Here is a 25,349-nt window from a genome sequence, read left to right as displayed (position 1 = left end):
GACGCAAACTGCTTTGTCCCAACCGGTACCGCCGTGATCTACGGTGGGTGCGTGCGAGTAGCGCTGATGACGCGGGAGTATCCACCGGAGGTCTACGGCGGCGCTGGCGTGCACGTGGGATTCCTCGTGCCCCATCTCCGCGAACTCGTCGACGTCGACGTGCACTGCTTCGGTGCGCCGAGATCGGACGCGACGGCACACAACCCTCCGCACAGCCTGGAGCAGGCGAACGCGGCTCTCACGACCCTCGCGGTCGATCTCGAGATGGCCGCGGCGGTGGCCTCCGCGAACCTCGTCCACTCGCACACCTGGTACGCCAACATGGGCGGCCACCTGGCCAAACTCCTGCACGGCGTGCCCCACGTGGTCACCGCGCACTCGCTGGAGCCGCGCCGGCCGTGGAAGGCCGAGCAGCTCGGCGGCGGGTACCGGATCTCGTCGTGGGCCGAGCGAACGGCGTACGAACACGCCGACGCGATCATCGCCGTCAGCGAGGGGATGCGGGCCGACGTGCTGGACGCCTACCCCGCGCTCGACCCCGCGCGCGTGCACGTCGTGCGCAATGGGATCGATTCCACGGCCTACCACCCCGTCACCGAGACGGACGCGCTCACGGCCTACGGCATCGACCCGGAAAAACCGATCGTGGCGTTCGTGGGGCGGATCACCCGGCAGAAGGGCGTCGGACATCTCGTCGCCGCCGCGCACCACATCGACCCGGCCGCGCAGATCGTGCTGTGCGCCGGCGCCCCGGACACCCCGGAGATCGCCGAGGAGACCCGCCAGGCGGTGAGTGAACTCTCGGCCGGACGCGAGGGCGTCTTCTGGATCCAGAAGATGCTGCAGCCCGCCGAGGTGCGGCAGATCCTCAGCCACGCGACCGTGTTCGCCTGCCCGTCGGTCTACGAGCCGCTCGGCATCGTGAACCTGGAGGCGATGGCCTGCGGCACGGCGGTCGTCGCGAGTGACGTCGGCGGCATCCCGGAGGTCGTCGTGCACGGCGAGACGGGCCTTCTCGTCCACTACGACGAGCATGATTTGTCGACATATCGACTAGAACTCGCTCACTCGATCAACCAGCTCATCGCCGACCCGGACCGGGCCCGGCGTTTCGGTGCCGCCGGGCGCACACGGGCTGAGCAGGAGTTCTCGTGGTCGACGATGGCCGCGCAGACGGTCGAGGTCTACCGCGCTGTGATTTGAGACACACTCGGTCGGGGCAACCCCAAAGTGTGAAGGCCGCCTTTAACCAGTAGTGACGTTGTGACTTCAACTGGTGAGGGGCGCGAGAACTGTGCGTTGTGCACTGCTGGGTCTGACGGTCCTCCTCGCAGTGACTGGATGCGCCACAGCACCTGCCGCACAGCCGACGACCGTCCAGCTCACCATCGAGGGCAAGAAGCTCGCCGACGCCGCCGAGCTCCAGTCCCAGGCCGAAGCTCAGCTCGCCTACACGCTCGAGTACGGCTACGTGGCACGGGCGGGCGCCGCGGCGGTCAGCTGCTGGTTCGGCAAGACCGGCCAGGACGCCGAGGTGGACAAGCGGCTCTGGTGCGGACCGGTCCAGGTCCCCGGCACCGGCGCCGGCACCGACTGGGTGCCCGTGCCGATGAAGGAACTCGCCAAGAAGGACGACGAGGTCCGCTACGAGGTGCAGTCGCCGCAGGTGCCGGAGAACGGCAAGCGCAGCACCCCGACCGGCAAGCTCGTGCGCACCGACGGCAAGGAGTTCGACCCGTCGAAGCAGCAGGACCTCACCGCCGGACGCGACTTCCTCGCCGTGCTGCCCGACGACGGCAAGCGCTCCAACGTCGACCTCGGGCTCGGCAACGCCGACATCAAGCTGCGCGACGACCTGCTCTCCACCGCCGTCACCGGCTGGGCGAACCCGGACATCTGGTTCACCGCGGACGGCACGGTGCGCGCCGAGCCCGGCTCGCGGCTGCGCGTGGTCAGGATGAAGGTCGACAAGCACTACGAGACGGACAGCGGATTCCTGCGCACCAACTGGCAGGGGTTCGCCCCGCAGCCGTCCGAGCTCGCGCTGGAGGTGCCGGGCAAGCGCCACCTGCTGCCCCCCGACCGCCTGCCGGCCAGCGGTTCGGTGTTCGTCGTCTACACCGTGCCCGACCCGCAGGCGGGCGCCGAGATGCTCACCCTCGGCACGCTCGGCGCAAAATCGCTGGAGCAGCGCGCCGAGGTGCCCAGCGGCAAGCGCACCGACAACCCGCCGCACGTGCTGGAGCGCGCCGGCGCCCCCGCCCAGTTCCAGGAGCCGACCCAGAAGATCCGCTTCGGCGACCGCGAGCTCGGCATGAAGATCACCGGGATCCGGCTCGGCCGCCAGCGCCCGATCAAGCTCGGCGAGAGCCAGTACGACGTCGCCACGATCTCCGCGCCGGACAAGGCGTTGCTGGAGGTGCGGTTCGAGGCGGTGGGCAACCTGCCGGACACCGCGGGCGGCAGGCTGACCAAGGACCTGATCACCGTCACGCTGCCGGACGGGTCCACCGCCAAGCAGGTAGGCGCCCGCTACGACGGCGGTCCGCTGCCGTTCGCGGTCGTGGTCGAGATCCCGGCCGACACCCGCTCGGTCTCGGTCGGCATGGGCGAGGGCGCCCCGGAACTGCCGCGGCTCGGCCAGACCGCCATCTCCCCCGTCGACTCGCGCATCACCCTCGCGCTGGAGTTCTGAGCGAGCATCGCGGCCAGGGCCAGCCAGCCGAGGATCACCAGGACCAGGCCGGTCCAGCCCCACTCCTCGTACGCGGTGCTGCCGGACGTGCCACCGATGCTGCTGCCCAGGTAGAACCCGCAGAGATACAGCCCGGACGCGTGGCCGCGAGCGTGTTCGGGCGCCCGCGCGGCGACCCAGCCACTCGCCGTGGCGTGCGAGGCGAAGAACCCGGCGGTGACGATCGCCAGTCCGAGCGGCACCCACAGCAGGCTCGCCACCGCACCGAAGGCGAGCACACCGATGCACAGCAGCAGAACACGACCACGTCCGTACCGATCGGCCAGCCTGCCCGCCAACGCCGCCGACGTGCTGCCGAACCCGTAGAAGAGGAACACCAGCGTCTCCAGCCACGCCGGACCGGTGAGCTGGAAACCCGCGACGTTGTAGAACGAGATGAACGACCCCACGAGCAGCACGGCCACCGCGTACAACGAGAGCAGCACGGGGTCCTTCAAGGCGGCCTTCATGCCGCGCGGCGCACGCTTCGGCCTGCCCTGCGACCTGGGCAGGAAGAACACCACCACCAGCGCCGCGGCCAGTCCGAACACCCCGGCGAGCAGCACCGAGCCACGCCACCCCAGCCAGTCCGCGGTCATGCCCGAGACCAGCCGGCCGGACATGCCGCCCAGGCTGTTGCCCGCGATCATCGCGCCCACCGCGGCGCCGAGCCTCCTGCCGTCCAGCTCGTCCGCGAGGTAGGCCATCGACGCCGCCGGCACCCCGGCCGCCGCGATCCCCTGCAGCACGCGCAGCGCCAGGAACAGCTCGTAGTTCGGCGCGAACGGCAGCACGAGCCCCAGCACCGCCGCCACCAGGACGCTGACCACGATCACCGGCCGGCGCCCTGCCCGTTCGGACAGCATCGCGATCGGCACGACCGCCGCCGCCAGCGCGAGCGTCGCCGCGGAGAGCGCGAGCGACGCGCCGCCAGGACCCAGCCCGTACTCCTCGGCGATCTGCGGCATGACCGGCTGCGGCGTGTACAGCAGCGCGAAGCACGCGAAGCCGGAAGCGGCGATGGACGCGGTCAACCTGTTCACGCATCTGACGCTAAGCCATACGTCCAATACGGAAATGTGCCAGAATCAATACGTGGATGAATTGGAGCTGGCACCGAAGCTGGCGGTGCTGAAAGCGCTTGCCGCCGACGAACACGTGACTCGTGTCGCCGAACGCGTCGGGTTGCCGCAACCCACGATCAGCCGCTGGCTCGCCGAGCTCGGTGAGCAGCTGGGCGCTCCGATCATCGTCAGGAGCGGCAGGAGGGTCCGGCTGACCCGCGCGGGCCGGCTGCTCGCCGACGCCGCGACCAGGTCGCTGGCCGCGCTCGAACCCGGCCTGCGCGAGGTCGAGGAGGAGCTCGACCCCGAGAAGGGCCGTGTCGTGCTGGGCTTTCTGCACATGCTCGGCCGGTCCGTGGTGCCGGAGCTGGTCCGCGGGTTCCGCGCCGAGCACCCGCACGTCCGGTTCGGACTGATCCAGAACGCCCGGTACACGGTGGTCGAGAAGCTTCTCAGCGGCGAGATCGACCTCGCCCTGGTCGCGCCACCGCCGGACGGTCCCGAGTTCGAGTCGGAGATCATCTTCGAGCAGGAGCTGATCGTCGTCGTGCCGTCGGGGCACCGGTTGGAGTCGCGCGAGGCCGTGCGGCTCACGGACCTCGTGGACGAGGACCTGATCGTCCTGGAACACGGCTACGGCCTGCGGCAGATCACCGACGACATGTTCGCCGCCGCCGGGATCACTCCTCGCATCGCGTTCGAGAGCCAGGAGATCGAGACCGTGCGCGGCCTGGTGGCGGCGGGACTCGGCGTCGCGCTTCTCACGCACGCCGAGTCCACACCGCCCGCCGGGCTGCGCGAACTACCGCTGACCCCGCGGGCCAGCCGTGTCTTCGGGCTGGCGTGGCTGAAGGACCAGCCGTTGCCGCCCGCCGTCCGAGCCTTCCGCGACCACGCCTTCCGGACTCACGGCGTCCAGCGCTGAGAGCCCGACCACGTCCGCAGGTACGACTCGGCGCCGCCGAGCATGTCCTGGACGAGCTGGTCGCCGCCGAGCTGGCGGACCTTCTCGACCCAGTCCGGCAGCAGACCGATGTGCGCGCCGCCGTCAACGTTGATGTCCCAGACGCGCTCACCGGTGCGCTGCCGGTCGACCAGCGGGCCGTCCGGGTAGCTGCGGAACGGGTAGGTCACTCCGGTCTGCGGAGCCGGGTGCGAGCCCACGCCGTTGTAGTCGGAGCCGAACCCGATGCCCACGTCGTACTTGCGCCGCAACGACTCCGCGGCGGCCGCCTGCGCGACGTACCCGCCGGGATCGTTCTCGTAGCCCGCCACGAACCCGCCGAGCTGGTAGACCTTCTCGGTCCACTGCGCGTCCATCCAGCTGTGGCTGGAGATGATGCCGGGGTAGCGGGCCTGCGCGGCGAGATCCAGCGTGCGACCGGCGGCCTTCACGCTCATGTGGTCGACCTCGATCATCATGTGCCGGCGCATCATGCCCTTCACCGCGTACTCGCCGAGCGACGTCAGGCCGCGCACGTTGCAGCGCTTCGCCGGGTCGTACGCCGGCGCGACGGCCGAGGCGGGGACCAGCGCGTTCGGGCCGACGGAGCCGATCGGGTTGTCCTGCTGCGGTCCCTTGCACTGCTCGGTCTGCCACCACTGGCCGGTGCGCAGGAACTGGCCCGCGTTGATCACGCCGCCCTGCGTGCCCGAGTCGAACCGGACGCCGCACAGCGCGTTGTCGAACTTGTGGCACAGGAACGCGCTGCGCACGCCGAGCGCGTACATCTCGTCGAGGCCCCGGTCGATGTCGGCCCTGCTGCACAACGGGATGTCGAGGAACGTCCGGCAGCCGAAGATCTCGGAGGTCTCGATGCCGAGCACCACCGCGAGCTTGCCCTGCGTGACCACGTCGCGGGCCTGCTCTGCCGAGGTGACGATGCGGAACCAGCCCTTGCCCGTGCCACCGAACTGCTTGTCGATGAACGCCTGCAGCTCGTAGGTGCGCTGGGCCTGCAACCGCACGGACGCCATCTCGTCGCAGGGCTTGTCCTTGAACGGGTGGATGACGCAGAGCTCGGCGTTGCTCGTCAGGTCCTGCACCAGCACGCGCTGGCCGCCGCGCCAGGCGCGCTCCACCCAGGCGTAGTAGTTCTGCTGGTGCGAGACCGTCGTGTACGAGGGCCAGCCCTTGAACGTCGGCCAGCCCACCGGGTCGTGGCCGTCGAAGTCTCCCGTCACGATCGCCTCGAAGATCGCGCCGAGGCCTGCCGGGTAGTGCTCGGGGCAGTCCTTCAGCGCGTCCGCGATGCCCTGCTCCGAGAACGGCTTGCCGCAGATCAGCTTGCCGCCGAAGCCCTCGTTGGTCATCAGGTGGTTGTGCGCGTCGACGAACCCGCGCACCCTGCCCTGCCCGTCGACGCCCTTGAACGGCTCGCCCGTGACGTTGATCTGCGAGTCCGGCGCCGGCCTCGCCACGGGTTCCCACCAGGGCGAGGCGGCCGATGCGGGGGTCAGGGCCGCTAAGACCAGTGAGATGGCGAGAGCCAGGCGAAGTAACACGAGCGCTCCTCTACGACGGTGTGAAGGCGCTCACATCATGCCGTGGAACGTCGCTGTCTCGTATCGGCAGATCGTAGGTACTAACGCGAATATTTTTCAGCCAACTCGATCAGCGTGCGCGCACCGAAGCCGGTGGCGCCCGCGACCACCTCGTCGTAGACCTTCTCCGACCGCGCCGGGCCCGCGATGTCGAGGTGCGCCCACGGCACGTCACCCGCGAACTTCTGCAGGAACAGCGCCGCCGTGATGCCACCGGGGCCGGGCGGGCACTGCTTGTAGTCCGCGATCTCGCTGGTGACGGAGGCGACGTGCTCCTCCAGCAACGGCATCCGCCACCACTTCTCGCCGACCTTCGCGCCCGCGTCGACCACGTTCGCGGCGAGGTCGTCGGACGAGCTGAACACGGCCCCCGTGCGCAGGCCGAGCGACACCTTCATGGCACCGGTCAGCGTCGCGACGTCCACGACCAGGTCCGGCTTGAGGTTCTTCACGGCGTACGCCATCGCGTCGGCCAGGACCATGCGGCCCTCGGCGTCGGTGTTCTGCACCTCGGTGGTCGCGCCGCCGTAGTGCCGCACGACGTCACCCGGCCGGTACGACGACCCGCTCACGTGGTTCTCCGCGCACGGCACGAGCCCGGTGACCTTGATCGGCAGCTGCCTGCGGGCCACGGCCAGCAGCGCGGAGATCACCGCGCCACCGCCCGCCATGTCGGTGCGCATCAGGTGCATGCCGTCGGCGGGCTTGATCGAGATGCCGCCGGTGTCGAACGTGATGCCCTTGCCGATGAAGACCAGGTGCTCGCTGCCACCGCCGTCGTAGGTGAGCTCCAGGAACCGCGGCGGACGGGCCGATCCGCCACCGACCGCCAGCACACCGCCGAAGCCTTGCTGTGCCAGCCACTTCTCGTCGCGCACGACGGCGGACAGCCCGTCGAGCTTCTCCGCGAGCCTGGCGGCCGTCGTGGTGAGCCAGCGCGGGTCCTTGACGTTGGACGGCGTGTTCGCGAGATCACGGGCCAGCGAGGTGGCGGTGGCCAGCGCGTGGGCCTTCAGCGCGGCCGACGTCAGCACCTCGTCGAAGCCGGTGTCGCCGGTGACGAGCCGCAGCGAGGCGACCCGCTTGGGACCGTCCTCACCGGTGACCTTGAAGCGGTAGCCGCCGAGCGCCGCGCCCAGCACGAACGCGCGCACCTTCTCGGCGTCGAAGTCCGGGGTCAGCAGGACGTCCGCCGTCTTGGGAGCGTCGTCGCCACTCAGCGCCCGCACGAGTGACGCACCCGCGGTGCGAAGATCGCCGAGGGTGCTGGTGCCGACACCGAGCGTCCACACGTCGGTCCCGTGCTGACGGACGGCCTCACCCGCCTTGCCGGTGATCTCCGAGGTGTCGAGCTCGTCGCCACCCGGTCCCAGCGCCGGCCCGGTGGTCGCGAGCACGACCGCCGGAACGTTGCGACGCGTGGTGGTGGCCACCTCCACGTCGACGAGCTTGGTCGGCACTGACGGAACCGTCGACGCCACGACTGGACCTCCCCATGTGTTGACAACCGCTCATTCTGGCCTAAGGCAGAACGAAGCGATGCCCCGGTCTCCACTGTGGAAACCGGGGCTTCACGTGCTTCTCACCGGGAGGCCTCAGCCGGCGGCGGCCTTCAGCGCGTCGCCCAAGGCGCTGGCCTCGTCCGCCGACATCTCGACGACGAGGCGCCCACCACCCTCGAGCGGCACGCGCATGACGATGCCGCGTCCCTCCTTGGTGACCTCGAGGGGACCGTCGCCGGTCCGGGGCTTCATGGCCGCCATCGCGTGCTCCCTCCGTCAACATCTTCCCCGTCCGGCCAGGCCGGATCTGCTCCATTCTCCCCTATGGCGACTCAGGGGCGAAACCGAACCGATCTTTTGGCGAGTTCGGGTGACATTTGTGGATCTTGCTTCGCACCTGATCACCACGCGTTTTCACTTCTGCGCAACAGTTTCGGCACAGCTCGGTGTGGCGTGACAGACTGGGCCGGGTGCGAGCCCGTTCCGCGCTCTTCGACGTCTACGGCGGCCACCTGCGCGAACGAGGTGGTGCCGCCACCATTGCCGCCCTCGTCCGACTGCTCGAGCCCCTGGGCTTCGCCGCGCCGGCTGTGCGCACGGCTGTGTCCCGAACGGTCAGGCAGGGCTGGTTGCACCCGGTGCGGCTGCCCGACGGGCCGGGTTACGCGATGACACCTCGCGGGGAACGAAGGCTCGACGAGGCCGCCGCCCGCATCTATCGCACCGGGCCGTCCACGTGGGACGGTCGCTGGCACGTGGTGGTGCTGGAGGAGATGCCCGGCCGCGACTCGCGTGATCACCTCGCCTCCTCGCTGCAACTGCTCGGCTACGGCGCGCTCGGGCCTGTGACGTGGATCGCGCCCAGGCCGTCGCCGGAACTGGCCGACGTGCTCGCCGCGGAGGAAGTTCCCGCACGAACTTTTCACGGTTCACACGACGGTGGCGACGCCGAGCTCGCCGCGAAGGCCTGGGACCTGGCCGAACTGGGCCGCGACTACGCCGGGTTCGTCGCGCACTGGCGGGCGACGGTGTCCGTTGTGGACGAAACCGACGACTCGGCGGCGTTCGCGGCCTCGCAGCAGCTGCTGCACGCGTGGCGGAAGTTCCTGTTCCGCGATCCCGGTCTTCCTGCTGAACTGTTGCCACCGGACTGGCCGGGGCACGCGGCAGCGTCGTTCTTCGACGAACAGACTCTGCGGCTGGCACCGGGCACGAGTCGGTTCGTCGACGACTGCCTGCGGCCCGTTCGCAACGTTTCCACTGCTTGATGGAGGTTCAGTGTCCGAGCTCCTCGTCGACGACGCCGATGGTGTGCGCACGTTCACGTTCAACCGCCCCGAGTCGTTCAACGCCTTCACCATCGCGCTGAAGGAGTCGTTCCTCAGCGCGCTGAAGGAGGCCGCGGCCGACGCCTCGGTGCGCGCGGTGGTGATCACGGGTGCGGGCCGGGCGTTCTGCGCGGGCCAGGACCTCAAGGAGCACATCGGCTTGCTGCAGGCCGGTGATCCCGCGCCATTGCACACCGTGGAGAAGCACTACAACCCGATCGTGCGCGAGCTGATCGGCATGCCGAAGCCGGTGATCGCCGCGGTCAACGGCAGCGCGGCCGGCGCCGGCGCGTCCTTCGCCTACGCCGCGGACCTGCGCATCGCGGGCAAGTCGGCGAAGTTCCTGATGGCCTTCGCGAACGTGGGCCTGACCGCGGACTCCGGCGCGTCGTACACGCTCCCCCGGCTGATCGGCCACGGCCGCGCGATGGAGATGATGCTGCTCGCCCAGCCGGTCGGCGCAGAGGAGGCGCTGCGGGTGGGCATGGTCAACCAGGTCGTGCCGGACGAGGAACTGCTGTCCACCGCACACCTGCTCGCCGCGAAGCTCGCCGCCGGCCCCACCACGGCGTACGCGAAGATCAAGGAAGCGCTGGCCGCGGCGGCGGACGGCACGCTGGAGGACGCGCTGGAGGCGGAGCGTCGCACCCAGGCCGACTGCGGCGCGACCGAGGACCACCGCGAGGCCGTCGACGCGTTCGTGAACAAGCGCGCCCCGAAGTTCATCGGCCGCTAACACCAATCGGCCCACACCCCAGTTCAGCCAGTTGTAACGTGAGTCACACGCCGCCCTAGGGAGGCGGCTGACTGGGGTGTTGGCTGATGAATGTTCTCGATGAGATCGACGCGGCCGTACGACAACACACGGCCCGACAACAACAACTGACGCAAGCTCAGGCCGAAGTGGCCGGGCGGCGCTTCACCGACGAGATTCCGGACGTCGTCCGCGTGACCGTGAACGGCACGGGCGACCTCCTCGACATCGAACTCGCGCCCGGCTGCCTGGACACGGGCCGCCAGCCGCACCTGCTCGGCGACCGGATCACCAGAGCCGTCACGAACGCACGCAGGCACGCCTCCACGGCGGCCCGCGAGACGTTGGCGGAGGTGATCGGCGAGCAGGCCGCGAACTGGATCGCCGGGGACGCGGAACCAAAACCGTTGCCGCGCGGTCGAAGCAGTCGACCGGACAAGAGCACCGACGACTACTTCGACGACAAGGACTCCTCCGGGTTCATGGAGGAGCAGCCGTGGCTTCCCTGAACGAGCTGGAGATCCTCGTCGCCGAGCGCACGCGCGAATTCCGTGCGCTCAAAGAGAAAGCTGCGGAGTCGAAGGTGATCGGCGAACCGGTCGCGGGCGGCGTCGGACTGGTCCAAGTGGACATCACCGGCCGGCTGGTCGGCATCGAGTTCGACCAGGAACGGTTGCGGTCGCTGGACGAACGCCGCCTGGGCCGGCTGCTCGTGGACGCGATCCGCGCCGCGGAGGCGAAGGCCGCGACGGTCAGGGACGTACTACTGGGGGAAAGCACATGACGGCAGGCGGGATCATCGGCCCCAACCATCCGATGCAGCAACGGGCGAACGAGCTGCAGGGCTACCACGTGGTGCCACGACAGCTCGCCCTCGCGGGAGACGAGCTCAAATCCACCGCGACCAGCCTGTCCGGGCTCGTCGTCGGCAGCCTGGAGGACACGCACCTCGCGGAGGGCGACCTCGGCTTCCTCGGCAAGCAGGAGCAGGCGCCCGCGAAGTACAACGACTCGATGGGGGACTGCGTCGACCACTTCAACCGGCTGGCCAAGACGTTGCAGGCAGCGGGCGAGGTCCTGAACGAGGTCGCCGCGCACTACGCGGCGATGGACGACTCGTATTACGAGAAGTTCGGCCGCATGGACGACCACTAGGGGGATGGCATGGCAGAAACACCGGTCTGGCCGTCCGAGCAGGACGCCAAGATTCGTGAAGTGGCCGCTGAAATGGGCGACAACGCCGCCATCGCGGTGCTCGACAAGCTGAAGGACATCCTCGGCCACGCGCCGAAGATGGAGCGGTACGGGGACGTCTGGTCGCCTGACACGATGGACCGCCTCACGGGAGCGCAGGAGGACTTCGACCTCTGCGTGTCGCACATCAACGACATGTGGCAGGGCCCCGCCGCCGACGAGTTCAAGGCGTGGGCGTTGAAGTACCGCAACTCGTTGGGCGACTTCAAAGGCGTCGTCGACGGCATGCGCAAGGCGTTGTACGACTGCAGCAAGACGATCACCGAGGTCTACAAGACGGCGATCAACCTGGTCGCCATGATCGCCGCGCAACTCGTCAAGCTGACCACCGGCATCCTCGGTTCCTTCCCGAACCCGTTCGGCGTCGCCGACGTCATCGGCGGCGTGCTCGGCGCGTTCATCGAGCAGGCGGGCAAGATCATCGGCGACGGCCTCAGCAGGATGCAGGAGTTCCGCACGATCATGTCCGAGATCGACAGCAAGGTCGCGTCGCTCGCCGAGCTCGTGCCGATGGGTCACGTGGTCGCGGAGAAGGGCGGCTGGGAAGTCCGCTCTGCTAACTAGCCCGGAAGCAGGTCGAGATGTGGTCGTCGACCATGCCGGTGGCCTGCATCAGCGCGTAGCACGTGGTGGGGCCGAGGAACTTGAAGCCGCGGCGCTTCAGTTCCTTGGCCATCGCCTTGGACTCGTCCGTGATCGCGGGAACGTCCGTGATCCGGGCGGGCCTGCGGTGTTTCTTCGGCGCGAACGACCACAGCAGAGCGTCCAGGTCGACGTCGTCCTCGACGATCGTGCGGGCGTTGTGGATGGTCGCGTCGATCTTCATCCGGTTCCGGACGATGCCCGCGTCGGCCATCAGCCGTTCGACGTCGGCGGGCCCGAACTCCGCCACCAGCTTGGGATCGAACTCGACGAACGCCGCCCGGAACGCGGGCCGCTTGCGCAGGATCGTGATCCACGACAGCCCGGATTGGAACGCCTCCAACGACATCCGCTCGTACAGGGCGTTCGTGCCGTGCAGCTCCACGCCCCACTCGGAGTCGTGGTACTCGGCGTAATCCGGGGTCGAGTCACCCCACGGGCAACGGGCGATCACCGGTACTCCTCGGCGAAACGGGCGAACCGCTGCAACGACCGGCGCAGCATCAGCACGAAGAGCGGCTTCACCAACGGGTAGAAGAACGGCACGTCGAGACGCTCCGTCCACACGAAACGGCTGCCCTTGACCGCGAACACGCCCGTTCCGCGAACCACCTTGCCGAGGTGCTCGACCTCGACGGCGTGCGGCGGGTCCCAGCGGGTGATCCGCATCCGGTCGCTGACGCCGAGCGTGACCGCGTCGATCTCGCTGCCGACCGACCGCCCGTCCCCTTCGACGATCTTCACCTTGGTGCCGAAGATCCACTCGCCCTGACGTTCCCAGTCGCTCATGGCGTTGAAGATCGTCGCAGGAGGCGCCGCCACCTGCACGGACAGCTCAAGATCGGTGGTCACTGCTCTCCAGCTCCTCGACGCGCGCCCGCAGCTGCCCGACCTCGGTCGCGAGGCGCTGCAGCACCCAGTCGACCTCGCTCATCTTGTAGCCGCGGAACACCTGCTGGAACTTCAGCTCGCGGACGTCCTCCGCGGTGATGTCGTCCGACGGCAGCCGCGTCGGCGAGGCACCGGGCGGCAGCGGCGCGAGCTCCTCGCCGCGCCCGAACACCAACGCCGCGAGCAGGAACACCACTGCCGCGACGGCCACCATCACGATCAGGTAGATCAGGGCGTTGGTCACGCGACGATCGTGGCACAGCTCAGGCAGCGGCGAGCGAGCAGACCAAGACGAACGATCACGGTCCAGGTGATCAGGCTCGCGATGCTCATCGGCAACGACTGCACCAACCGGCTCGCGTCCACGTGCGCGGTGGCCACGATGATCGCGACGTTGCCCAGCAGCACCGCCCCGACCGCCAGGATCGCGATCGACGCGGCGAGCTTGGCCAGCAGCTTCGTGTCGTACGTGCGGGCCAGAATCCGGCCGAGCACCAACGCCACGAGAGCGACACCGGACGCGATACCGCTCGTCAGGTCGTTGGCCTTGGCGATGAACAGGTACCAGGCCGGCGGCATCGCGCCGAAGTCCTGCCACGGCCCGATGAGCAGCAGCCGGCCGTACTCCCACGCCATGTGCATGAGCGGCAGAACGATCGCCAGCCAGATGAGCGTCCTCGTGCCGTACGCGACGGCCAGCTCGGCCTGGTACTCGTTCGCGATCTCCTTGACCGGCCCGAACTCCTCGACCGCCTTCTTCCTGGCCTCGTGTTCGGTGAAGCCCTTCTCGAGGTGCGCCTCGGTGGCGTCTTCGAGGCTGTCCCGCGTCTCCGTGAGCAGATCCCTGACCTGCTTCTTCGAGCCCTGGAGTCTCGTTCCCAGGTCGGTCACGTAGCTGTCGATCACGTCTGTGCCCACTTGCCGCCACCTCCCAGCACCCCGTCGATGACCGTCGTGAACTCACGCCAGGCGTTGCGCTCGGCGTGCAGTGCCTTCTGCCCGGTCTGCGTGAGCTTGTAGGTGCGCCGCTTGCGCCCGCCGACCGTGCTCCAGTCGCTGGTGACGTGGCCTGCCCGCTCCAGCCGCCGCAGCGCCGGGTAGACCGTGCCCGTCGGGAGGTCCAGCGCGCCTCCGCTGCCCAGCTGCAACGCCTCGATGATCGCGTATCCGTGCAGCTGTTTGCCGTCGAGCGTCGCCAGCAGCAACGCGTCGAGGTGGCCGCGCAGGGCGTCGGGCTTCATGGGTAGTGAGTCTACTGATGCGGGGCCTCGGGCGACCCCTGAAATCTGCGCTCAGGGTCTGCCCTGAGATCCCCCTGAAATGCGCGTTCGAGCCTTCATAAGTAGCGGGCCTACACATAGCTTTCCTACCCATGAGCGCAGCAGACCTCGCCAGACTCCAGTTCGCGTCGACGACGTCGTTCCACTTCCTGTTCGTGCTGCTCACACTGGGCCTGGTGACCCTGCTCGTGATCATGCAGACGCGGTTCACGATCACCGGCGCGCCCGTGCACGAGCGGATGACGCGGTTCTGGGGCCGGATCTACGTGATCAACTACGCGCTCGGGATCGTCACCGGCATCGTGATGGAGTTCCAGTTCGGCCTGAACTGGTCGGGCCTCGCGACCTACGCCGGCGACGTGTTCGGGGCGCCGCTCGCACTGGAGACGCTGATCGCGTTCTTCCTGGAGTCGACGTTCCTCGGCCTGTGGATCTTCGGCTGGGGCAAGCTCAACCGCTGGGTGCACCTGAGCCTGCTGTACCTCACCGCGCTCACCGCGTACGCGTCGGCGTTCTGGATCATGGCGGCGAACGGCTTCCTGCAGCACCCCGTCGGCTACCGGGTCGAGGGGAACGTGTTGCGGCTGGACGACTTCAGCGCGTTGCTCTCGAACCCGACGTTCACCTCCGCGCTGATGCACGTGGTCTTCGCGTCGATCACGGTCGGCGGCGTGTTCATGACCGGGGTGTCGGCGTACCACTTCATCAAGCGCACGCCAGAGGTCGACTTCTTCCGGCGCTCGCTGCGGATGGGCGTTATCACCACCGCGCTGGCCACGCCGTCGCTGATCGGGGCGGGCTTCGCGCAGTTCCCGATCATCGCGAAGTTCCAGCCGGACAAGACCGAGGCGGCACCGTGGATCGGGGCGCCGCTCGGGTTCATGATCCTGATCGGGATGACGCTGACGATGGTCAGCTGGCTCACGCTGCCGTTGCTGATCAAGGACGCGGTGATCCGGATGAGATTCCCGTTGTACCTCATGGTGATCGGGATTCCGCTGCCGTTCTGCGCTGCCATCTTCGGGTGGGTGTTCCGCGAGGTCGGGCGGCAGCCGTGGCTGATCTACGGGCTGCTCAGGACCGAGGATGCGGTGTCCCACGTGGAACCGCAGCAGATCCTGTTGTCGCTCATCGTCTTCACGTCCCTGTTCGTGCTGCTGGCCTGCGTTGACTGGGCGTTGATCGCACGTGCGGTCCGCCGTGGTCCGGACGTCGCGCCGGCTCCCGTCTCCCCGCTGGTGGTGACCCTCTGATGGAAACGCTCTGGTTGGTCGTGCTCGGTGTTCTCACCGTCGGGTACTTCGCGTTGGCCGGCTTCGACTACGGCACCGGCCTGCTGCTGCCGTTCCGCGGGAAAGACCAGGCATTACAACGGATGACCCCGTTCTTCCTGGGCAACGAGGTGTGGCTGGTCGCCGCGATCGGGGTGCTGTTCGCCGCGTTCCCCCGGCTCGAAGGTGAGCTGCTGTCCGGAGCGCACAGCACGTTCACGCTGGTCCTGGCCGGGCTGGTGCTGTTCATGGCCGCGGTGCAGCTGCGGTTGTGGTGGTGGCTGGTGTTCACGGGTGCGCTGATGGTGTCCGTGGGCTGGGGGCTGTTCCTGGCGCACCTGCTGGAAGCGCCCTGGCCCGTCGCGTTCGTGATGCCGGTGCTGTTCGCGGTGCACGGCTGGGTGTTCCAGACCAGGAACTGGAAGCTGTTCCCGTTCACCGCGTTGCTCTGCGCGTTGCCGATCCCGCTCTCGTTCAGCTCGATCTACACGAGCGGGCTGATGTCGCACACCGACACGCTCGGCCTGCTCGCGTGGGTCGCTGTCCCGATCATCCCGCTGGTGGTGTTGCTGCAATGGTCGATCGTCGCCATCTCCTCGCGCTGATCCCGATCCCGTTCCTGGTGCTGGCCCAGGCCGAACTCCTGGCGTCAGTGCTGAGCGGCAACCAGGGGTTCCTCCTGCTGTGCCTGGTCATCGGCGCGCGGGTGCTCGTGTGGTGGGTCCACCGCGAGTGGGCGCATCGGGCCGCCGAACGCACTCGCACACGGCTGAGACAGGCGTTTCTGAGCGAGCCCGGCACCAAGGCCGGTGAGGTCGCCACGTTGGTGACGCGCGGCGTGCACGACGTGACGCCGTACGTCGTCGGGTATCTGCCACAACAGGTTCTGGCCGTGGCTGTTCCACTCGCTGTGGTCATCAGGTTGGCGTTCGCCGACCTGACCGCCGCGCTGACGATCCTCGCGACGCTGCCGTTGATCCCGATCTTCGGGGCACTGGTCGGCGCACACACCCGTGAGCGGACGGCGAGGCAGTGGACCGCGCTGGCCACCCTCGGCGGGCATTTCCTGGACGTGGTCAAGGGCATCGGCACGCTGAGGGCGTTCGGCCGGGCAGAGGCGCAGTCCACCACGGTCCGAAAACTCGCCGCACAGCACATGAACGAGACGATGAGTGCACTCAGAGTCGCGTTCCTGTCGGCCTTCGTGCTGGAACTGGTCGCGACGATGTCGGTGGCGATGGTCGCGGTGCCGGTCGGGCTCAGGCTGCTCGACGGCGGAGTCCCGCTGCACACCGCGCTCCTCGTGCTCTTCCTCGCCCCGGAGGCGTTCCTGTCCCTGCGAGCCGCCGGAGCGCAGTACCACGCCAGCGCGCAGGGCCGGGAAGTCCTCGCCAAGCTGCCCAATGCGACCGAGCACACCGGCCAGGCCCCGCCCGACCTGAGCCAGGCCGAGATCGTGTTCGACAACGTGAGCGTCCGCAGCCTCAAGAACTTCGAGCTCACCATCAAACCCGGCGAACGGATCGCGCTGGTCGGCCCGAGCGGCGCGGGCAAGAGCACGATCCTGGGGCTGTTGCTGGGTTTCGTGACGCCGGACGAGGGCCGCGTCCTCGTCGGCGGTGTCGACCTCCAGAAGATCGACAGGACCAAGTGGCTGGAAGCGCTGTCGTGGGTGCCGCAACGACCCACGCTCGTCCCCGCCACCCTCTCGTCCGGCGAGCAGCAACGCGTGGCACTGGCGAACGCGCTGGACCGCCAGAACGCCACCCTCTTCCTGCTGGACGAACCAACCGCGCACCTGGACGCGGACACCGAAGCACGAGTGCTCGAAGCGACCAGAGAGTTCACGAAAGGTCGCACGGCCGTGATCGTGGCGCACCGGCCAACGCTGCTCAACGAGGTCAACAGGGTGGTGACGGTGTGAAGCTCGCGATCTTCGTCGGCATGCTCGCCGAACTGGCCGGCGTCGGCCTCACCGCGACCGCGACCTGGCTGATCATGCGCGCCGCCGAACACCCGCCGATGCAGGCGCTGACCGTGGCGATCGTCGCGGTCCGCACGCTCGCCCTCGCCAAGGGCGCCCTCCGCTACCTCGAACGCCTGACCAGCCACAAGGCCGTGCTCAGCGAGGCCGTCGAACTCCGCGGCCGGGTCTACGACGACCTCGTGCACCGCCGGCACGTCCCGTCCGGCACCGCCCTCACCCGCATCGTCACGAACGTCGACCAGCACCTCGACACCAGGCTCCGCACCACCCTGCCGTGGATCACCGCGGCTCTCGTTAGCGCAACGGTGATCGCCTTCTCCGGTTTCTCCCTGCCCCTCACCGCGGGCCTGCTGATCAACCTCGCCGTGCTCCCCTGGCTGGCCACCAGAAACCCCGAAGACCTCACGCCGTTGCGCGCCAAGCTCACCGAGCAGACCACCGAACTGGTCCACAGCAAGGCAGAACTGATCGCCTACGGCCTGTTCCCCCAGAAACTCGCCGAAGCCACCAAGACCGCGAAAGAGCTGTCCCGCAAGGAACGCACAAGAGACCTGACTCCGGCAGCGATCGCCGTCCAGTTCGCCGCGGCACTCCTGATGCTCACCCAGAACGAACCTGCGTGGCTCATCATGGCCGCCATCGCGACGTTCGAGATCACCATCCCACTGGCCGCGATGACCAGGCCCAGTCCGGAACCCACCGACGAACCCGAACCGGCGCACACCCCGGAAACCCCGGAACTCCAAGGCAGGACAGCGATCGTCGGCCCGAGCGGCGCCGGCAAGACCACGCTGCTCAACGCCATCGCACACCAGCTGGAACCGAGCAAGGGCGCGCTGGCCGACGCACACGTCTTCCACACCACGGTCCGCACGAACGTCCTGCTGGCCAAACCCGATGCCACACAAGAAGAACTGGACCAAGCAGCGGCAACAACCGAACTGGACCTCGACTGGGACCAGGTCGTCGGTGAACGCGGTGAGGAGATCTCCGGCGGCCAGCGCCAACGCCTGATCCTCACCAGATCAGTGCTGGCGAACCCGGAAATCCTGCTCATGGACGAGCCGACAGAAGGCCTCGACCCCGAACAAGCAGACCGCGTGCTCAGGAAGGTCCTGGACAACTGCCAGGGCACCGCTCTGGTCGTGACCCACCGCAAAGAGCAGCTAGCCCTCTTCGACCACGTGCGTCATCGGGGGCCGATCGGCCACGAGCACGTCGGTCGAGTCCGGTAGCCACTCCCCGCCGACCTGCACGAACTGAGTCAGCGGCCCGGAGTCGGCAGCAACTCCGCAGCGGGCCAGCGCAGTCCCCATGATCTGCGAGGACATCACCCCGAGCTGCAACAACGACCTGTTCCGGTGCTTGCGCACACCCAAGTTCACCTGGGCCAACGCCGACAGCCCGTAGATCCGGTGCACGTCGAGCAACAACCCGATCTCCACCCCGTACCCGGCAGCGAACGGCACGGACTCCAAAAAGGACCGCGTGGCCGCGTACTCGCCGCCGAGCGGTTGCACCACACCGGAAAGCTCCGGCCGCAACGTGTTCAGCAACGGCCGCGCCACCAGCTCGGTGACCCGTCCGCCACCGGAGCTCTCCAGCCGCAACGGCCGCCGGTAGAACCCCTTCACCAGGTGCACATCGGCATCCAGCAACAACGGCCCGAGCAACGCCGTCACAAAAGCCGTCTCCGGATCCACCAGATCGGAGTCCAGGAACACGACCAGATCCCCGGAAGTGGCGGCCAGCGACCGCCACAGCACCTCACCCTTGCCGGGCAACGGTTCCAGCCAAGGCACCACGTCGGAACGCAGGACAACCCGCGCTCCGGCCTCGGCGGCGACGGCAACGGTCCGGTCGGTCGACCCCGAGTCCATCACCACCAGCTCGTCAACGAGCGTCCCGAGCAACGGCCGGACCACCCGGACGACGGCGCCGACGGTCTCTTCCTCGTTCAACGCGGGCAGCACCACGGACACGGTCCGGCCGCGCTTCAACGCCATCAGCTCGTCGACCGTCCAGGACGGCTGCTGCCAGGTGTGCGTGGCGAACCAGGCTTCGACGGAGGGCAGCATCAGGCGAGCGCCCGCACCGCTCGCGCCGGCGGACGGGTCCCCGTCACGCTCGCGACCATCTCCACGACCTTCCTCGCCTGCCTCACGTCAGATGCACGAACGGCCCGTGCTCCGGACATCGCAGCCACTGTGGCAGCCGCCAGCGTGAAGTCCTCGTCCCCTGCTGGGATCGTCACCACGTCCAACGTTTCGGTGAGCGACGGCAGTTCCAGATCTCCGTCGAATTCGACGACATCGACACCGTCGGCAACAGCCCGTTCGACAGCATCCGCGCTGGTCAGATGCGCAACGACCAGGACCCGGTCTTTCGGCAGCTCAGTGACGCGGAATCGGTTCACACCACCCAGCGTAAACAGTGACCTGACTCACAGCGTCTTGCTACCCACGAGTAGCAATCTGGTTTACTCCCCAGTAACAACCCTGTGTGATCTACGTCATGGTCAAGGAGGACCAGCGTGCGACGATCACTTGTTTTGGTCCTGGTACTCCTCACATCCCTGCTCGGTGCTCCGGCTGCCATCGCGGCGCCCGGACACCAGATCTCCTACGAGACCATCCCCGGCGTCGGCGGCACTCCCCTGAAGGCCTTCGTCGTCGAGCCCACCGGCCAGGGCAACGGCCCGTTCCCGTTGCTCGTCATGCCGTCCAGCTGGGCGGTGCCGAACATCGAGTACGTCGGCGCGGCGGCGAAGCTCGCCAAGCAGTCCGGGTACGTCGTGGTCAGCTACACCAGCCGCGGCTTCTGGGACTCCGGCGGCGAGATCGACATCGCCGGGCCGGACACCGTCGGTGACGTCAGCTTGGTCATCGACTGGGCGATCGCGAACGCGCACGCCGACGGCACCAAGGTCGGCGCGGCCGGGATCTCCTACGGTGCCGGGCAGTCCCTGCTGGCGGCGGCGAACGACAAGCGCATCAAGGCCGCGGCGGCGTTGAGCACGTGGACCGACCTGGCCCGCTCGCTCTACCCGAACAACACCGTGAACAGGCAGGCCGTCGAGGTCCTGCTCGGTGCCGGGCACGCCACCGGACGTCCTGGACCCGTCCTGCTGGAAGCCGAGGACGCCTACCGCGACGGCAGGTTCTGGGAGGTCGTGCCGATCTCCGCAGGGCGTTCGGCGGCCTCGAAGATCGACCAGATCAACGCCAACGGCACCGCGGTCATGCTCGGCAACGCCTGGAACGACGGCATCTTCGCGCCGGGCCAGATCGCGGACTTCTACGGCAAGCTCACCGGCCCGAAGCGGCTCATGCTCTCGCCGGGCGACCACGCCACCGCCGAACTGTTCGGCGCGGCGGGGCTGCCCAACGAGATCTGGGAGTCGGTCGGTCGCTGGTTCGACCGTTACGTCAAGGGCGCGGCCAACGGCATCGACGCCGAACAGCCGGTGCAGCTCAAGCCCAACAACGGCGGTACGTGGAAGAAGTTCGGCGCGTGGCCGACGGGCAGCACCGACACCGTGCAGCTCGACGGCAGGAGGATCCACGCCGGCTGGGGCACTGTCGCCGACAGCGGCACGATCCTGCTCTCCGGTGCGCTGCAAGGGTTCCTGAACATCCCGACCGGGGTGTCACTGCCGTTCGTCGACCGCAACGTCGCAGGCGTGTGGGGCGGGCCCGAGTACCCGCGCGGCGCGACCCTCGCGGGCACGCCGAAGCTGAAGTTGCAGGTGACGCCCAGCGCGGAAACCACCACGCTGTTCGCCTACCTGTACGAGGTCGGGCCACTGGGCCTCGGCGCGCTGATCACGCACAAGCCGATCAAGGTGACCGGTGCCGGCCGCACGCAGACGCTCGACGTGGAACTCGAGCCGACGGTGTGGAACGTCGGCTCCGGCAACCGGCTCGCACTGGTGATCGACACGGTGGACCCGCGCTACCTCACGGAATCAACGCGTGGCTCAACTGTCACCTTCGGACCGTCGAGCCTCACGGTTCCGAAGGCGTAAGAATGTCCGGGTGGACTTCACCCGGCAGCAGGTGCTCTTCCACCGGATCCATCAGCACGAGCTGGACCGGCGGATCTCCGACGCGACCGAGCTGGCGGTGTTGGCCCTGGGTGTCCAGGACAACACCTCCGGCTCGGCCGTGCTGAGTCTGGCCGCCCGGCTCGCTGAACCGACCGTGGACGACTTCATCCTGACCTGGTCCGTGCGCGGCGCTCCCCACCTGCACCGGGCGGGCGAGCTGAAGGCGTTCTCCCGCGCGCTGTGGCCGTGGAGCGACGCCGACGCGCTGTCCCGCGCGTCCCGCCCGAAGGTCGATGACATGCTGGCGTCGCTGCGGCACATCGCCACCGCGATGAGGTCGATCGTCACCAAGCCGATGACCAAGGGCGATCTCAGCAAGGCACTGACCCCGTTGGCACCCAAGCAGACCGTCGAGGCGTGCCGGGGCTGCCAGACCGAGCACGTCAGCGACCCGATCTTCCGCCTCGGCGCACTGCCCGCCGGCCTCCGGATCATCCCGGAGGAGAAGACCGTGACGTTCGAACGCATCCACGGCTGGCCTGGCGTGCCGCGCAAGACCGCGGGCTTCGACGAGCTGGTGCACCGCTACCTGACGCTGCACGGCCCCGCCGGACCGTCCGAAGTGGCCAGTTACTTCGGCACGACCACGCGCGAGGTCAAGAAGCAGTGGCCGGCGAAGGGCCTGGTCGAGGTGACCGTCGAGGGCGAGAAGGCGTGGCTGCCGGAAGACCTGGAGATCGCCGACGCCGAACCACCGGACGTCCGCCTGCTCCCGCCGACCGACCCGTACCTGCAAGCGCGCGACCGCGACCTGTTGCTGCCGGACAAGGCCGCGCAGAAGGACATCTTCCGCATCCTCGGCCGGCGCGGCGCGATCCTGGTGGACGGCGAGATCGCGGGCTCCTGGCAGGGCAGGGTGGTGTCCGGCAAGCGGTTCGAGGTCACGGCCACGCCGTACCGCCCGCTGCCGGACCTCCTGCCGGAGGCCCAGATCCTGGCTCAGGCCAAGGGACTAGACGACGCAAGCGTCAAGAGCAACTGACACGTCGTCCGTCACGATGAGCGAGCCGAGGGCGGCGTGCGAGACAAAACCCTTGTCCCGCAACTCACCCAGCCACTCGACGAGTCCCTTGTAGTGGTTGTCGACGTCGAGCAGCACGACCGGCTTGGTGTGCATGCCCAGCACACCGGCCGTCCACACCTCGAAGAACTCCTCAGCCGTCCCGATGCCACCGGGCAACGTGAGGAACGCGTCGGCCTTGTCGTCCATCATCTTCTTGCGCTCGCGCATGGTGTCGACGACGTGCAGCTCGGTCGACTCGCGGTCGGCGATCTCCCTGGTGGCCAGCCCCTTGGGAATCACTCCGTACGTGTGCGACCCGCCTGCACGAGCCTCGCGGGCCACCGCCCCCATCATCGACGTCTGCCCGCCACCCCAGACGAGGTGCCAGCCGCGAGCCGCGATCTGACGCCCCACCTCGGCGGCGAGGTCGACGTAACTCTGCGGAACGGTCGCAAGGCTTCCGCAGTAGACAGCGACATACATCAGTGTGCGTCCGCCCATGCCTTGTGCGCGTCCTTGACCACGCGGACCGCGTCGTCGATGTCGTCGGTGAGGTGCAGCAGCGTGAGGTCCTGCTCGCCGACCTTGCCGCCTTCCAGCACCGAACTCTTGATCCAGTCGTAAAGGCCCTGCCAGTACGACGTGCCGAACAGCACGACCGGGAACTTGGTGACCTTCTTGGTCTGCACCAGCGTCAACGCCTCGAACAGTTCGTCGAGCGTGCCGAAACCACCGGGCAGGCAGATGAAGGCCTGCGAGTACTTGATGAACATCGTCTTGCGCACGAAGAAGTAGCGGAAGTTCACGCCGAGGTCGACCCACGGGTTGAGGCCCTGCTCGAACGGAAGCTCGATGCCGAGCCCGATCGAGAAGCCACCGGCCTCCGAACAACCGCGGTTGACCGCCTCCATGGCACCGGGACCGCCACCGGTGATGGCCGCGAACCCGGCCTCGGCCAGCGCCGCGCCCAGTTCACGCCCGGTCTGGTACTCCGGGTGGTCACGGCCGGTGCGCGCGGATCCGAAGACCGTCACCGCGCTCGGCACCTCGGCCAAGGCGCCGAAACCCTCGACGAACTCGGCCTGGATGCGCAGCACCCGCCACGGGTCGGTGTGCACCCAGTCCGACGGCCCGCGGGAATCCAGCAACCGCTGGTCAGTGGTGGTGGTGCGGTCGTCCTTGCGATCACGCCGCTCCACGACCGGGCCGCGACGCTTCTCCGATGGGCGCTCGTCGACGGCGCCGTTCTTCTTTTCTTCCGTCATCACTGAGATTCTAGTGATCAGTCCAGCAAAAAACGCTTAAGCACGGCGAAACACCCGGTGATCTGCTGGACCGGCACGTTCTCCTCCTGGGTGTGCGCGAGCGTCGGATCGCCCGGCCCGAAGTTGACCGCGGGCATTCCCAGAGCCGCGAACCGCGCCACGTCCGTCCAGCCGAGCTTGGCCACCGGCGTGCCTCCGGCGGCCGTCACGAGTTCCTGGGCGGCGGGAGCGTGCAGACCCGGCAACGCACCGGCCGCGAAGTCCGTGACGGTGACGTCGAAGCCCTCGAAGACCTCACGCAGGTGCTGTTCGGCCTGCTCCACCGTGCGGTCCGGCGCGAACCGGTGGTTGACCGTGAGCACGGCCTCGTCCGGCACGACGTTGCCCGCGACGCCGCCGCTGATCTTCACGGCCTGCAGCCCCTCGTGGTAGTGGCAGCCATCAATCTCAGGCTGACGCGCCTCATACGCCTCCAGCCGCCGAAGCGCCTCACCCAACCCATGAATGGCGTTGCGGCCCATCCAGGCCCTGGCGGTGTGGGCGCGCTTGCCGGTGGTCCTGATCTCGATGCGCATCGTGCCCTGACAACCGGCCTCGACCGTGCCGTTGGACGGCTCGCACACGATCGCCAGGTCGCCCATCAGCCACTCTTGAAGCTCGCGCGCGATCCTGGTGAGCCCGTTGCGCTCAGCCTCGATCTCCTCGCAGTCGTAAAACACGAACGTGAGGTCGTGGCTCGCGTTCTCACTCAGGCCCGCGATCGCGAGCATGACCGCGTCGCCACCCTTCATGTCGACGGTCCCGCACCCGTGCAAGACATCGCCGTCACGCCGACTGGGAAAGTTCGAATTGATCGGCACGGTGTCCAGGTGCCCGGCCAGCACCACCCGCCGCTCCCGCCCCAAATTCGTGCGCGCCAACACCGAGTTCCCCGATCGAGTGATCTCAAGATGCGGCGCATGCACCCGCAACGACCGCTCGACAAGGTCCGCGATCTCCGCCTCCTCCCCGGACACGCTGCGCACATCCACCAACGCAGCAGTCAACTCAACCGGATCAGCCAGGAGATCAAGGGCATCAGACACCCCGCCACCCTACTAACTCGCTTTGGCCACTAGCCCATTCAGCCGATACCGTGCGCTGCGTGATCAAACGCACACTCCTGGTCATCACCTTGCTCCTCATGACCACAGGCTGCGGCGAAGCCCCAGCAGCCTGCGACCGGCAGTGCGGCGAAATCCGATCCCTCTTCACCGCCCCGTGCGGCTCCCAACACAGCGCCACCCCAGCCGACTGCGCAGCCTGGGTGACCAGCGTCAGCTCAATGACCCAAAAACTGAACAAGTCCCTTCACGGCAAACACGTCCAAGACGACGTGAGCCAAGTCCTCCCCCGCCTGATGACCGCAGTAGGCGACTTCGAGGCACACCAGTGCGGCGAAGTGCGAGTGGACAACGTCTCCAGCACAGACGCCCGCCAGTCAAAGTGCAACGAGGCCCTGATCGCCACCAGAGGCGACCTGAGCTCCCTCTACTTCAGCGCAGACGTGCCGGACTAACCGCGCGAAGCGCCACCTCAAGCCCGAAGCCGCAGGCGAGGCGACCCGATGGCGAAGCCGAGGCGCTTGAACGCTTGAAACGGGAGGTTCCGGTGGGTGGTCCCGTCACGAGTCGTGCCCAGCACTTGCTGCAACCAGGCAGGGGTGTCAACTCGACACGCTTT

Annotated in this window: 29 protein-coding genes; 15 read left to right on the top strand and 14 right to left on the bottom strand. The window is 68.1% G+C overall.

Annotated features, from left to right (window positions below):
* The first annotated feature begins 51 nt into the window (after nt 1–51).
* A complete protein-coding gene (gene glgA / locus ACWGE0_RS39845; RefSeq protein WP_452266061.1) occupies nt 52–1,203 on the top strand; it encodes a glycogen synthase in 1,152 nt (383 codons plus the stop codon).
* 1,329 nt (nt 1,204–2,532) lie between these two features.
* On the opposite strand, the gene ACWGE0_RS39840 is transcribed toward glgA, so the two are convergent.
* Nucleotides 2,533–3,777: an MFS transporter gene (locus ACWGE0_RS39840; RefSeq protein ID WP_452266060.1), complete on the bottom strand. Its 1,245-nt coding sequence runs from the start codon at nt 3,775–3,777 to the stop codon at nt 2,533–2,535.
* A 52-nt stretch (nt 3,778–3,829) separates the two neighbouring features.
* Between ACWGE0_RS39840 and ACWGE0_RS39835 the strand changes: the two genes are divergently transcribed.
* On the top strand, nt 3,830–4,723 hold the full coding sequence (locus ACWGE0_RS39835) for a LysR family transcriptional regulator (RefSeq protein ID WP_452266059.1): 894 nt from the start codon (nt 3,830–3,832) through the stop codon (nt 4,721–4,723).
* Here the strand turns inward: ACWGE0_RS39835 and ACWGE0_RS39830 are convergent.
* The 3 genes from ACWGE0_RS39830 to ACWGE0_RS39820 all read right to left on the bottom strand — a co-directional run bounded on the left by ACWGE0_RS39830 (nt 4,705) and on the right by ACWGE0_RS39820 (nt 8,105).
* On the bottom strand, nt 4,705–6,303 hold the full coding sequence (locus ACWGE0_RS39830; protein ID WP_452266058.1) for a hypothetical protein: 1,599 nt from the start codon (nt 6,301–6,303) through the stop codon (nt 4,705–4,707). The genes ACWGE0_RS39835 and ACWGE0_RS39830 overlap by 19 nt on opposite strands.
* An 80-nt stretch (nt 6,304–6,383) precedes the next feature.
* Complete coding sequence (locus ACWGE0_RS39825; protein ID WP_452266057.1) at nt 6,384–7,802, bottom strand: leucyl aminopeptidase family protein; 1,419 nt, start codon at nt 7,800–7,802, stop codon at nt 6,384–6,386.
* Nucleotides 7,803–7,937: 135 nt separating this feature from the next.
* Nucleotides 7,938–8,105: a DUF3117 domain-containing protein gene (locus tag ACWGE0_RS39820; protein WP_065914675.1), complete on the bottom strand. Its 168-nt coding sequence runs from the start codon at nt 8,103–8,105 to the stop codon at nt 7,938–7,940.
* Nucleotides 8,106–8,314: 209 nt separating this feature from the next.
* On the opposite strand from ACWGE0_RS39820, the gene ACWGE0_RS39815 reads away from it, so the two are divergent.
* From ACWGE0_RS39815 to ACWGE0_RS39790, 6 genes are all read left to right on the top strand, one after another.
* Nucleotides 8,315–9,112 carry a PaaX family transcriptional regulator gene (locus tag ACWGE0_RS39815; RefSeq protein ID WP_452266056.1) on the top strand — a complete coding sequence of 266 codons (798 nt, stop codon included), beginning with the start codon at nt 8,315–8,317 and terminating at the stop codon, nt 9,110–9,112.
* A gap of 10 nt (nt 9,113–9,122) precedes the next feature.
* The gene (locus ACWGE0_RS39810; protein WP_452266055.1) at nt 9,123–9,908 is read left to right on the top strand and encodes an enoyl-CoA hydratase-related protein; all 786 of its coding nucleotides are present in this window, start codon (nt 9,123–9,125) and stop codon (nt 9,906–9,908) included.
* 86 nt (nt 9,909–9,994) lie between these two features.
* Nucleotides 9,995–10,435: a YbaB/EbfC family nucleoid-associated protein gene (locus ACWGE0_RS39805; protein ID WP_452266054.1), complete on the top strand. Its 441-nt coding sequence runs from the start codon at nt 9,995–9,997 to the stop codon at nt 10,433–10,435.
* A complete protein-coding gene (locus tag ACWGE0_RS39800) occupies nt 10,423–10,710 on the top strand; it encodes a hypothetical protein (protein ID WP_452266053.1) in 288 nt (95 codons plus the stop codon). The genes ACWGE0_RS39805 and ACWGE0_RS39800 overlap by 13 nt, the downstream gene beginning before the upstream one ends.
* On the top strand, nt 10,707–11,081 hold the full coding sequence (locus ACWGE0_RS39795) for a hypothetical protein (RefSeq protein ID WP_452266052.1): 375 nt from the start codon (nt 10,707–10,709) through the stop codon (nt 11,079–11,081). The genes ACWGE0_RS39800 and ACWGE0_RS39795 overlap by 4 nt, the downstream gene beginning before the upstream one ends.
* A gap of 9 nt (nt 11,082–11,090) precedes the next feature.
* A complete protein-coding gene (locus tag ACWGE0_RS39790; RefSeq protein WP_452266051.1) occupies nt 11,091–11,744 on the top strand; it encodes a hypothetical protein in 654 nt (217 codons plus the stop codon).
* On the opposite strand, the gene ACWGE0_RS39785 is transcribed toward ACWGE0_RS39790, so the two are convergent.
* The 5 genes from ACWGE0_RS39785 to ACWGE0_RS39765 are packed head-to-tail and all read right to left on the bottom strand — an operon-like array spanning nt 11,737 to nt 13,954.
* A complete protein-coding gene (locus tag ACWGE0_RS39785) occupies nt 11,737–12,273 on the bottom strand; it encodes a DNA-3-methyladenine glycosylase I (protein WP_452266102.1) in 537 nt (178 codons plus the stop codon). The two genes, ACWGE0_RS39790 and ACWGE0_RS39785, sit on opposite strands and share 8 nt — an antisense overlap.
* On the bottom strand, nt 12,273–12,611 hold the full coding sequence (locus tag ACWGE0_RS39780; RefSeq protein WP_452266101.1) for an SRPBCC family protein: 339 nt from the start codon (nt 12,609–12,611) through the stop codon (nt 12,273–12,275). Before ACWGE0_RS39780 ends, ACWGE0_RS39785 begins: the two co-directional genes overlap by 1 nt.
* Nucleotides 12,612–12,657: 46 nt before the next feature.
* Nucleotides 12,658–12,957: a DivIVA domain-containing protein gene (locus ACWGE0_RS39775; protein WP_319971190.1), complete on the bottom strand. Its 300-nt coding sequence runs from the start codon at nt 12,955–12,957 to the stop codon at nt 12,658–12,660.
* On the bottom strand, nt 12,954–13,631 hold the full coding sequence (locus tag ACWGE0_RS39770; RefSeq protein ID WP_452266050.1) for a permease prefix domain 1-containing protein: 678 nt from the start codon (nt 13,629–13,631) through the stop codon (nt 12,954–12,956). Before ACWGE0_RS39770 ends, ACWGE0_RS39775 begins: the two co-directional genes overlap by 4 nt.
* Nucleotides 13,616–13,954 carry a PadR family transcriptional regulator gene (locus ACWGE0_RS39765; RefSeq protein WP_452266049.1) on the bottom strand — a complete coding sequence of 113 codons (339 nt, stop codon included), beginning with the start codon at nt 13,952–13,954 and terminating at the stop codon, nt 13,616–13,618. The genes ACWGE0_RS39770 and ACWGE0_RS39765 overlap by 16 nt, the downstream gene beginning before the upstream one ends.
* A gap of 131 nt (nt 13,955–14,085) precedes the next feature.
* On the opposite strand from ACWGE0_RS39765, the gene ACWGE0_RS39760 reads away from it, so the two are divergent.
* Genes ACWGE0_RS39760 through ACWGE0_RS39745 form a run of 4 tightly spaced genes read left to right on the top strand, consistent with a single transcriptional unit; the run spans nt 14,086 to nt 18,486 of the window.
* A complete protein-coding gene (locus ACWGE0_RS39760; protein WP_452266048.1) occupies nt 14,086–15,246 on the top strand; it encodes a cytochrome ubiquinol oxidase subunit I in 1,161 nt (386 codons plus the stop codon).
* Nucleotides 15,246–15,869: a cytochrome d ubiquinol oxidase subunit II gene (locus tag ACWGE0_RS39755; protein WP_452266047.1), complete on the top strand. Its 624-nt coding sequence runs from the start codon at nt 15,246–15,248 to the stop codon at nt 15,867–15,869. The genes ACWGE0_RS39760 and ACWGE0_RS39755 overlap by 1 nt, the downstream gene beginning before the upstream one ends.
* Nucleotides 15,839–17,188 (top strand): ABC transporter ATP-binding protein/permease, encoded by a 1,350-nt coding sequence (locus tag ACWGE0_RS39750; protein WP_452266046.1) that lies wholly within the window; start codon nt 15,839–15,841, stop codon nt 17,186–17,188. The genes ACWGE0_RS39755 and ACWGE0_RS39750 overlap by 31 nt, the downstream gene beginning before the upstream one ends.
* Nucleotides 17,185–18,486, top strand: coding sequence for an amino acid ABC transporter ATP-binding/permease protein (locus ACWGE0_RS39745; protein ID WP_452266045.1), 1,302 nt, complete (start codon nt 17,185–17,187; stop codon nt 18,484–18,486). Before ACWGE0_RS39750 ends, ACWGE0_RS39745 begins: the two co-directional genes overlap by 4 nt.
* Here ACWGE0_RS39745 and ACWGE0_RS39740 read toward each other — a convergent pair.
* A complete protein-coding gene (locus ACWGE0_RS39740) occupies nt 18,418–19,329 on the bottom strand; it encodes a glucosyl-3-phosphoglycerate synthase (protein ID WP_452266044.1) in 912 nt (303 codons plus the stop codon). The two genes, ACWGE0_RS39745 and ACWGE0_RS39740, sit on opposite strands and share 69 nt — an antisense overlap.
* Entirely contained in the window at nt 19,329–19,667 is a 339-nt protein-coding gene (locus tag ACWGE0_RS39735; protein ID WP_452266043.1) for a hypothetical protein, read from the bottom strand. The genes ACWGE0_RS39740 and ACWGE0_RS39735 overlap by 1 nt, the downstream gene beginning before the upstream one ends.
* A 117-nt stretch (nt 19,668–19,784) precedes the next feature.
* Between ACWGE0_RS39735 and ACWGE0_RS39730 the strand changes: the two genes are divergently transcribed.
* Entirely contained in the window at nt 19,785–21,278 is a 1,494-nt protein-coding gene (locus ACWGE0_RS39730; RefSeq protein ID WP_452266042.1) for a CocE/NonD family hydrolase, read from the top strand.
* Nucleotides 21,279–21,288: 10 nt separating this feature from the next.
* Entirely contained in the window at nt 21,289–22,341 is a 1,053-nt protein-coding gene (locus tag ACWGE0_RS39725; protein ID WP_452266041.1) for a winged helix DNA-binding domain-containing protein, read from the top strand.
* On the opposite strand, the gene ACWGE0_RS39720 is transcribed toward ACWGE0_RS39725, so the two are convergent.
* The 3 genes from ACWGE0_RS39720 to dapE are packed head-to-tail and all read right to left on the bottom strand — an operon-like array spanning nt 22,312 to nt 24,712.
* Nucleotides 22,312–22,863, bottom strand: a complete 552-nt coding sequence (locus tag ACWGE0_RS39720) for an LOG family protein (RefSeq protein ID WP_452266040.1) — start codon at nt 22,861–22,863, stop codon at nt 22,312–22,314. The genes ACWGE0_RS39725 and ACWGE0_RS39720 overlap by 30 nt on opposite strands.
* Nucleotides 22,845–23,627 carry an LOG family protein gene (locus ACWGE0_RS39715; protein WP_452266039.1) on the bottom strand — a complete coding sequence of 261 codons (783 nt, stop codon included), beginning with the start codon at nt 23,625–23,627 and terminating at the stop codon, nt 22,845–22,847. The genes ACWGE0_RS39720 and ACWGE0_RS39715 overlap by 19 nt, the downstream gene beginning before the upstream one ends.
* A 17-nt stretch (nt 23,628–23,644) precedes the next feature.
* The gene (gene dapE, locus ACWGE0_RS39710; RefSeq protein ID WP_452266038.1) at nt 23,645–24,712 is read right to left on the bottom strand and encodes a succinyl-diaminopimelate desuccinylase; all 1,068 of its coding nucleotides are present in this window, start codon (nt 24,710–24,712) and stop codon (nt 23,645–23,647) included.
* Between the two features lie 59 nt (nt 24,713–24,771).
* Between dapE and ACWGE0_RS39705 the strand changes: the two genes are divergently transcribed.
* On the top strand, nt 24,772–25,185 hold the full coding sequence (locus ACWGE0_RS39705) for a hypothetical protein (protein WP_452266037.1): 414 nt from the start codon (nt 24,772–24,774) through the stop codon (nt 25,183–25,185).
* The last annotated feature ends 164 nt before the right edge of the window (nt 25,186–25,349 follow it).

The sequence above is a fragment of the Lentzea sp. NPDC054927 genome (assembly GCF_053610285.1).
Note: the sequence above shows the minus strand (reverse complement) of the source record. Positions and strands in the feature narration are given on the sequence as shown.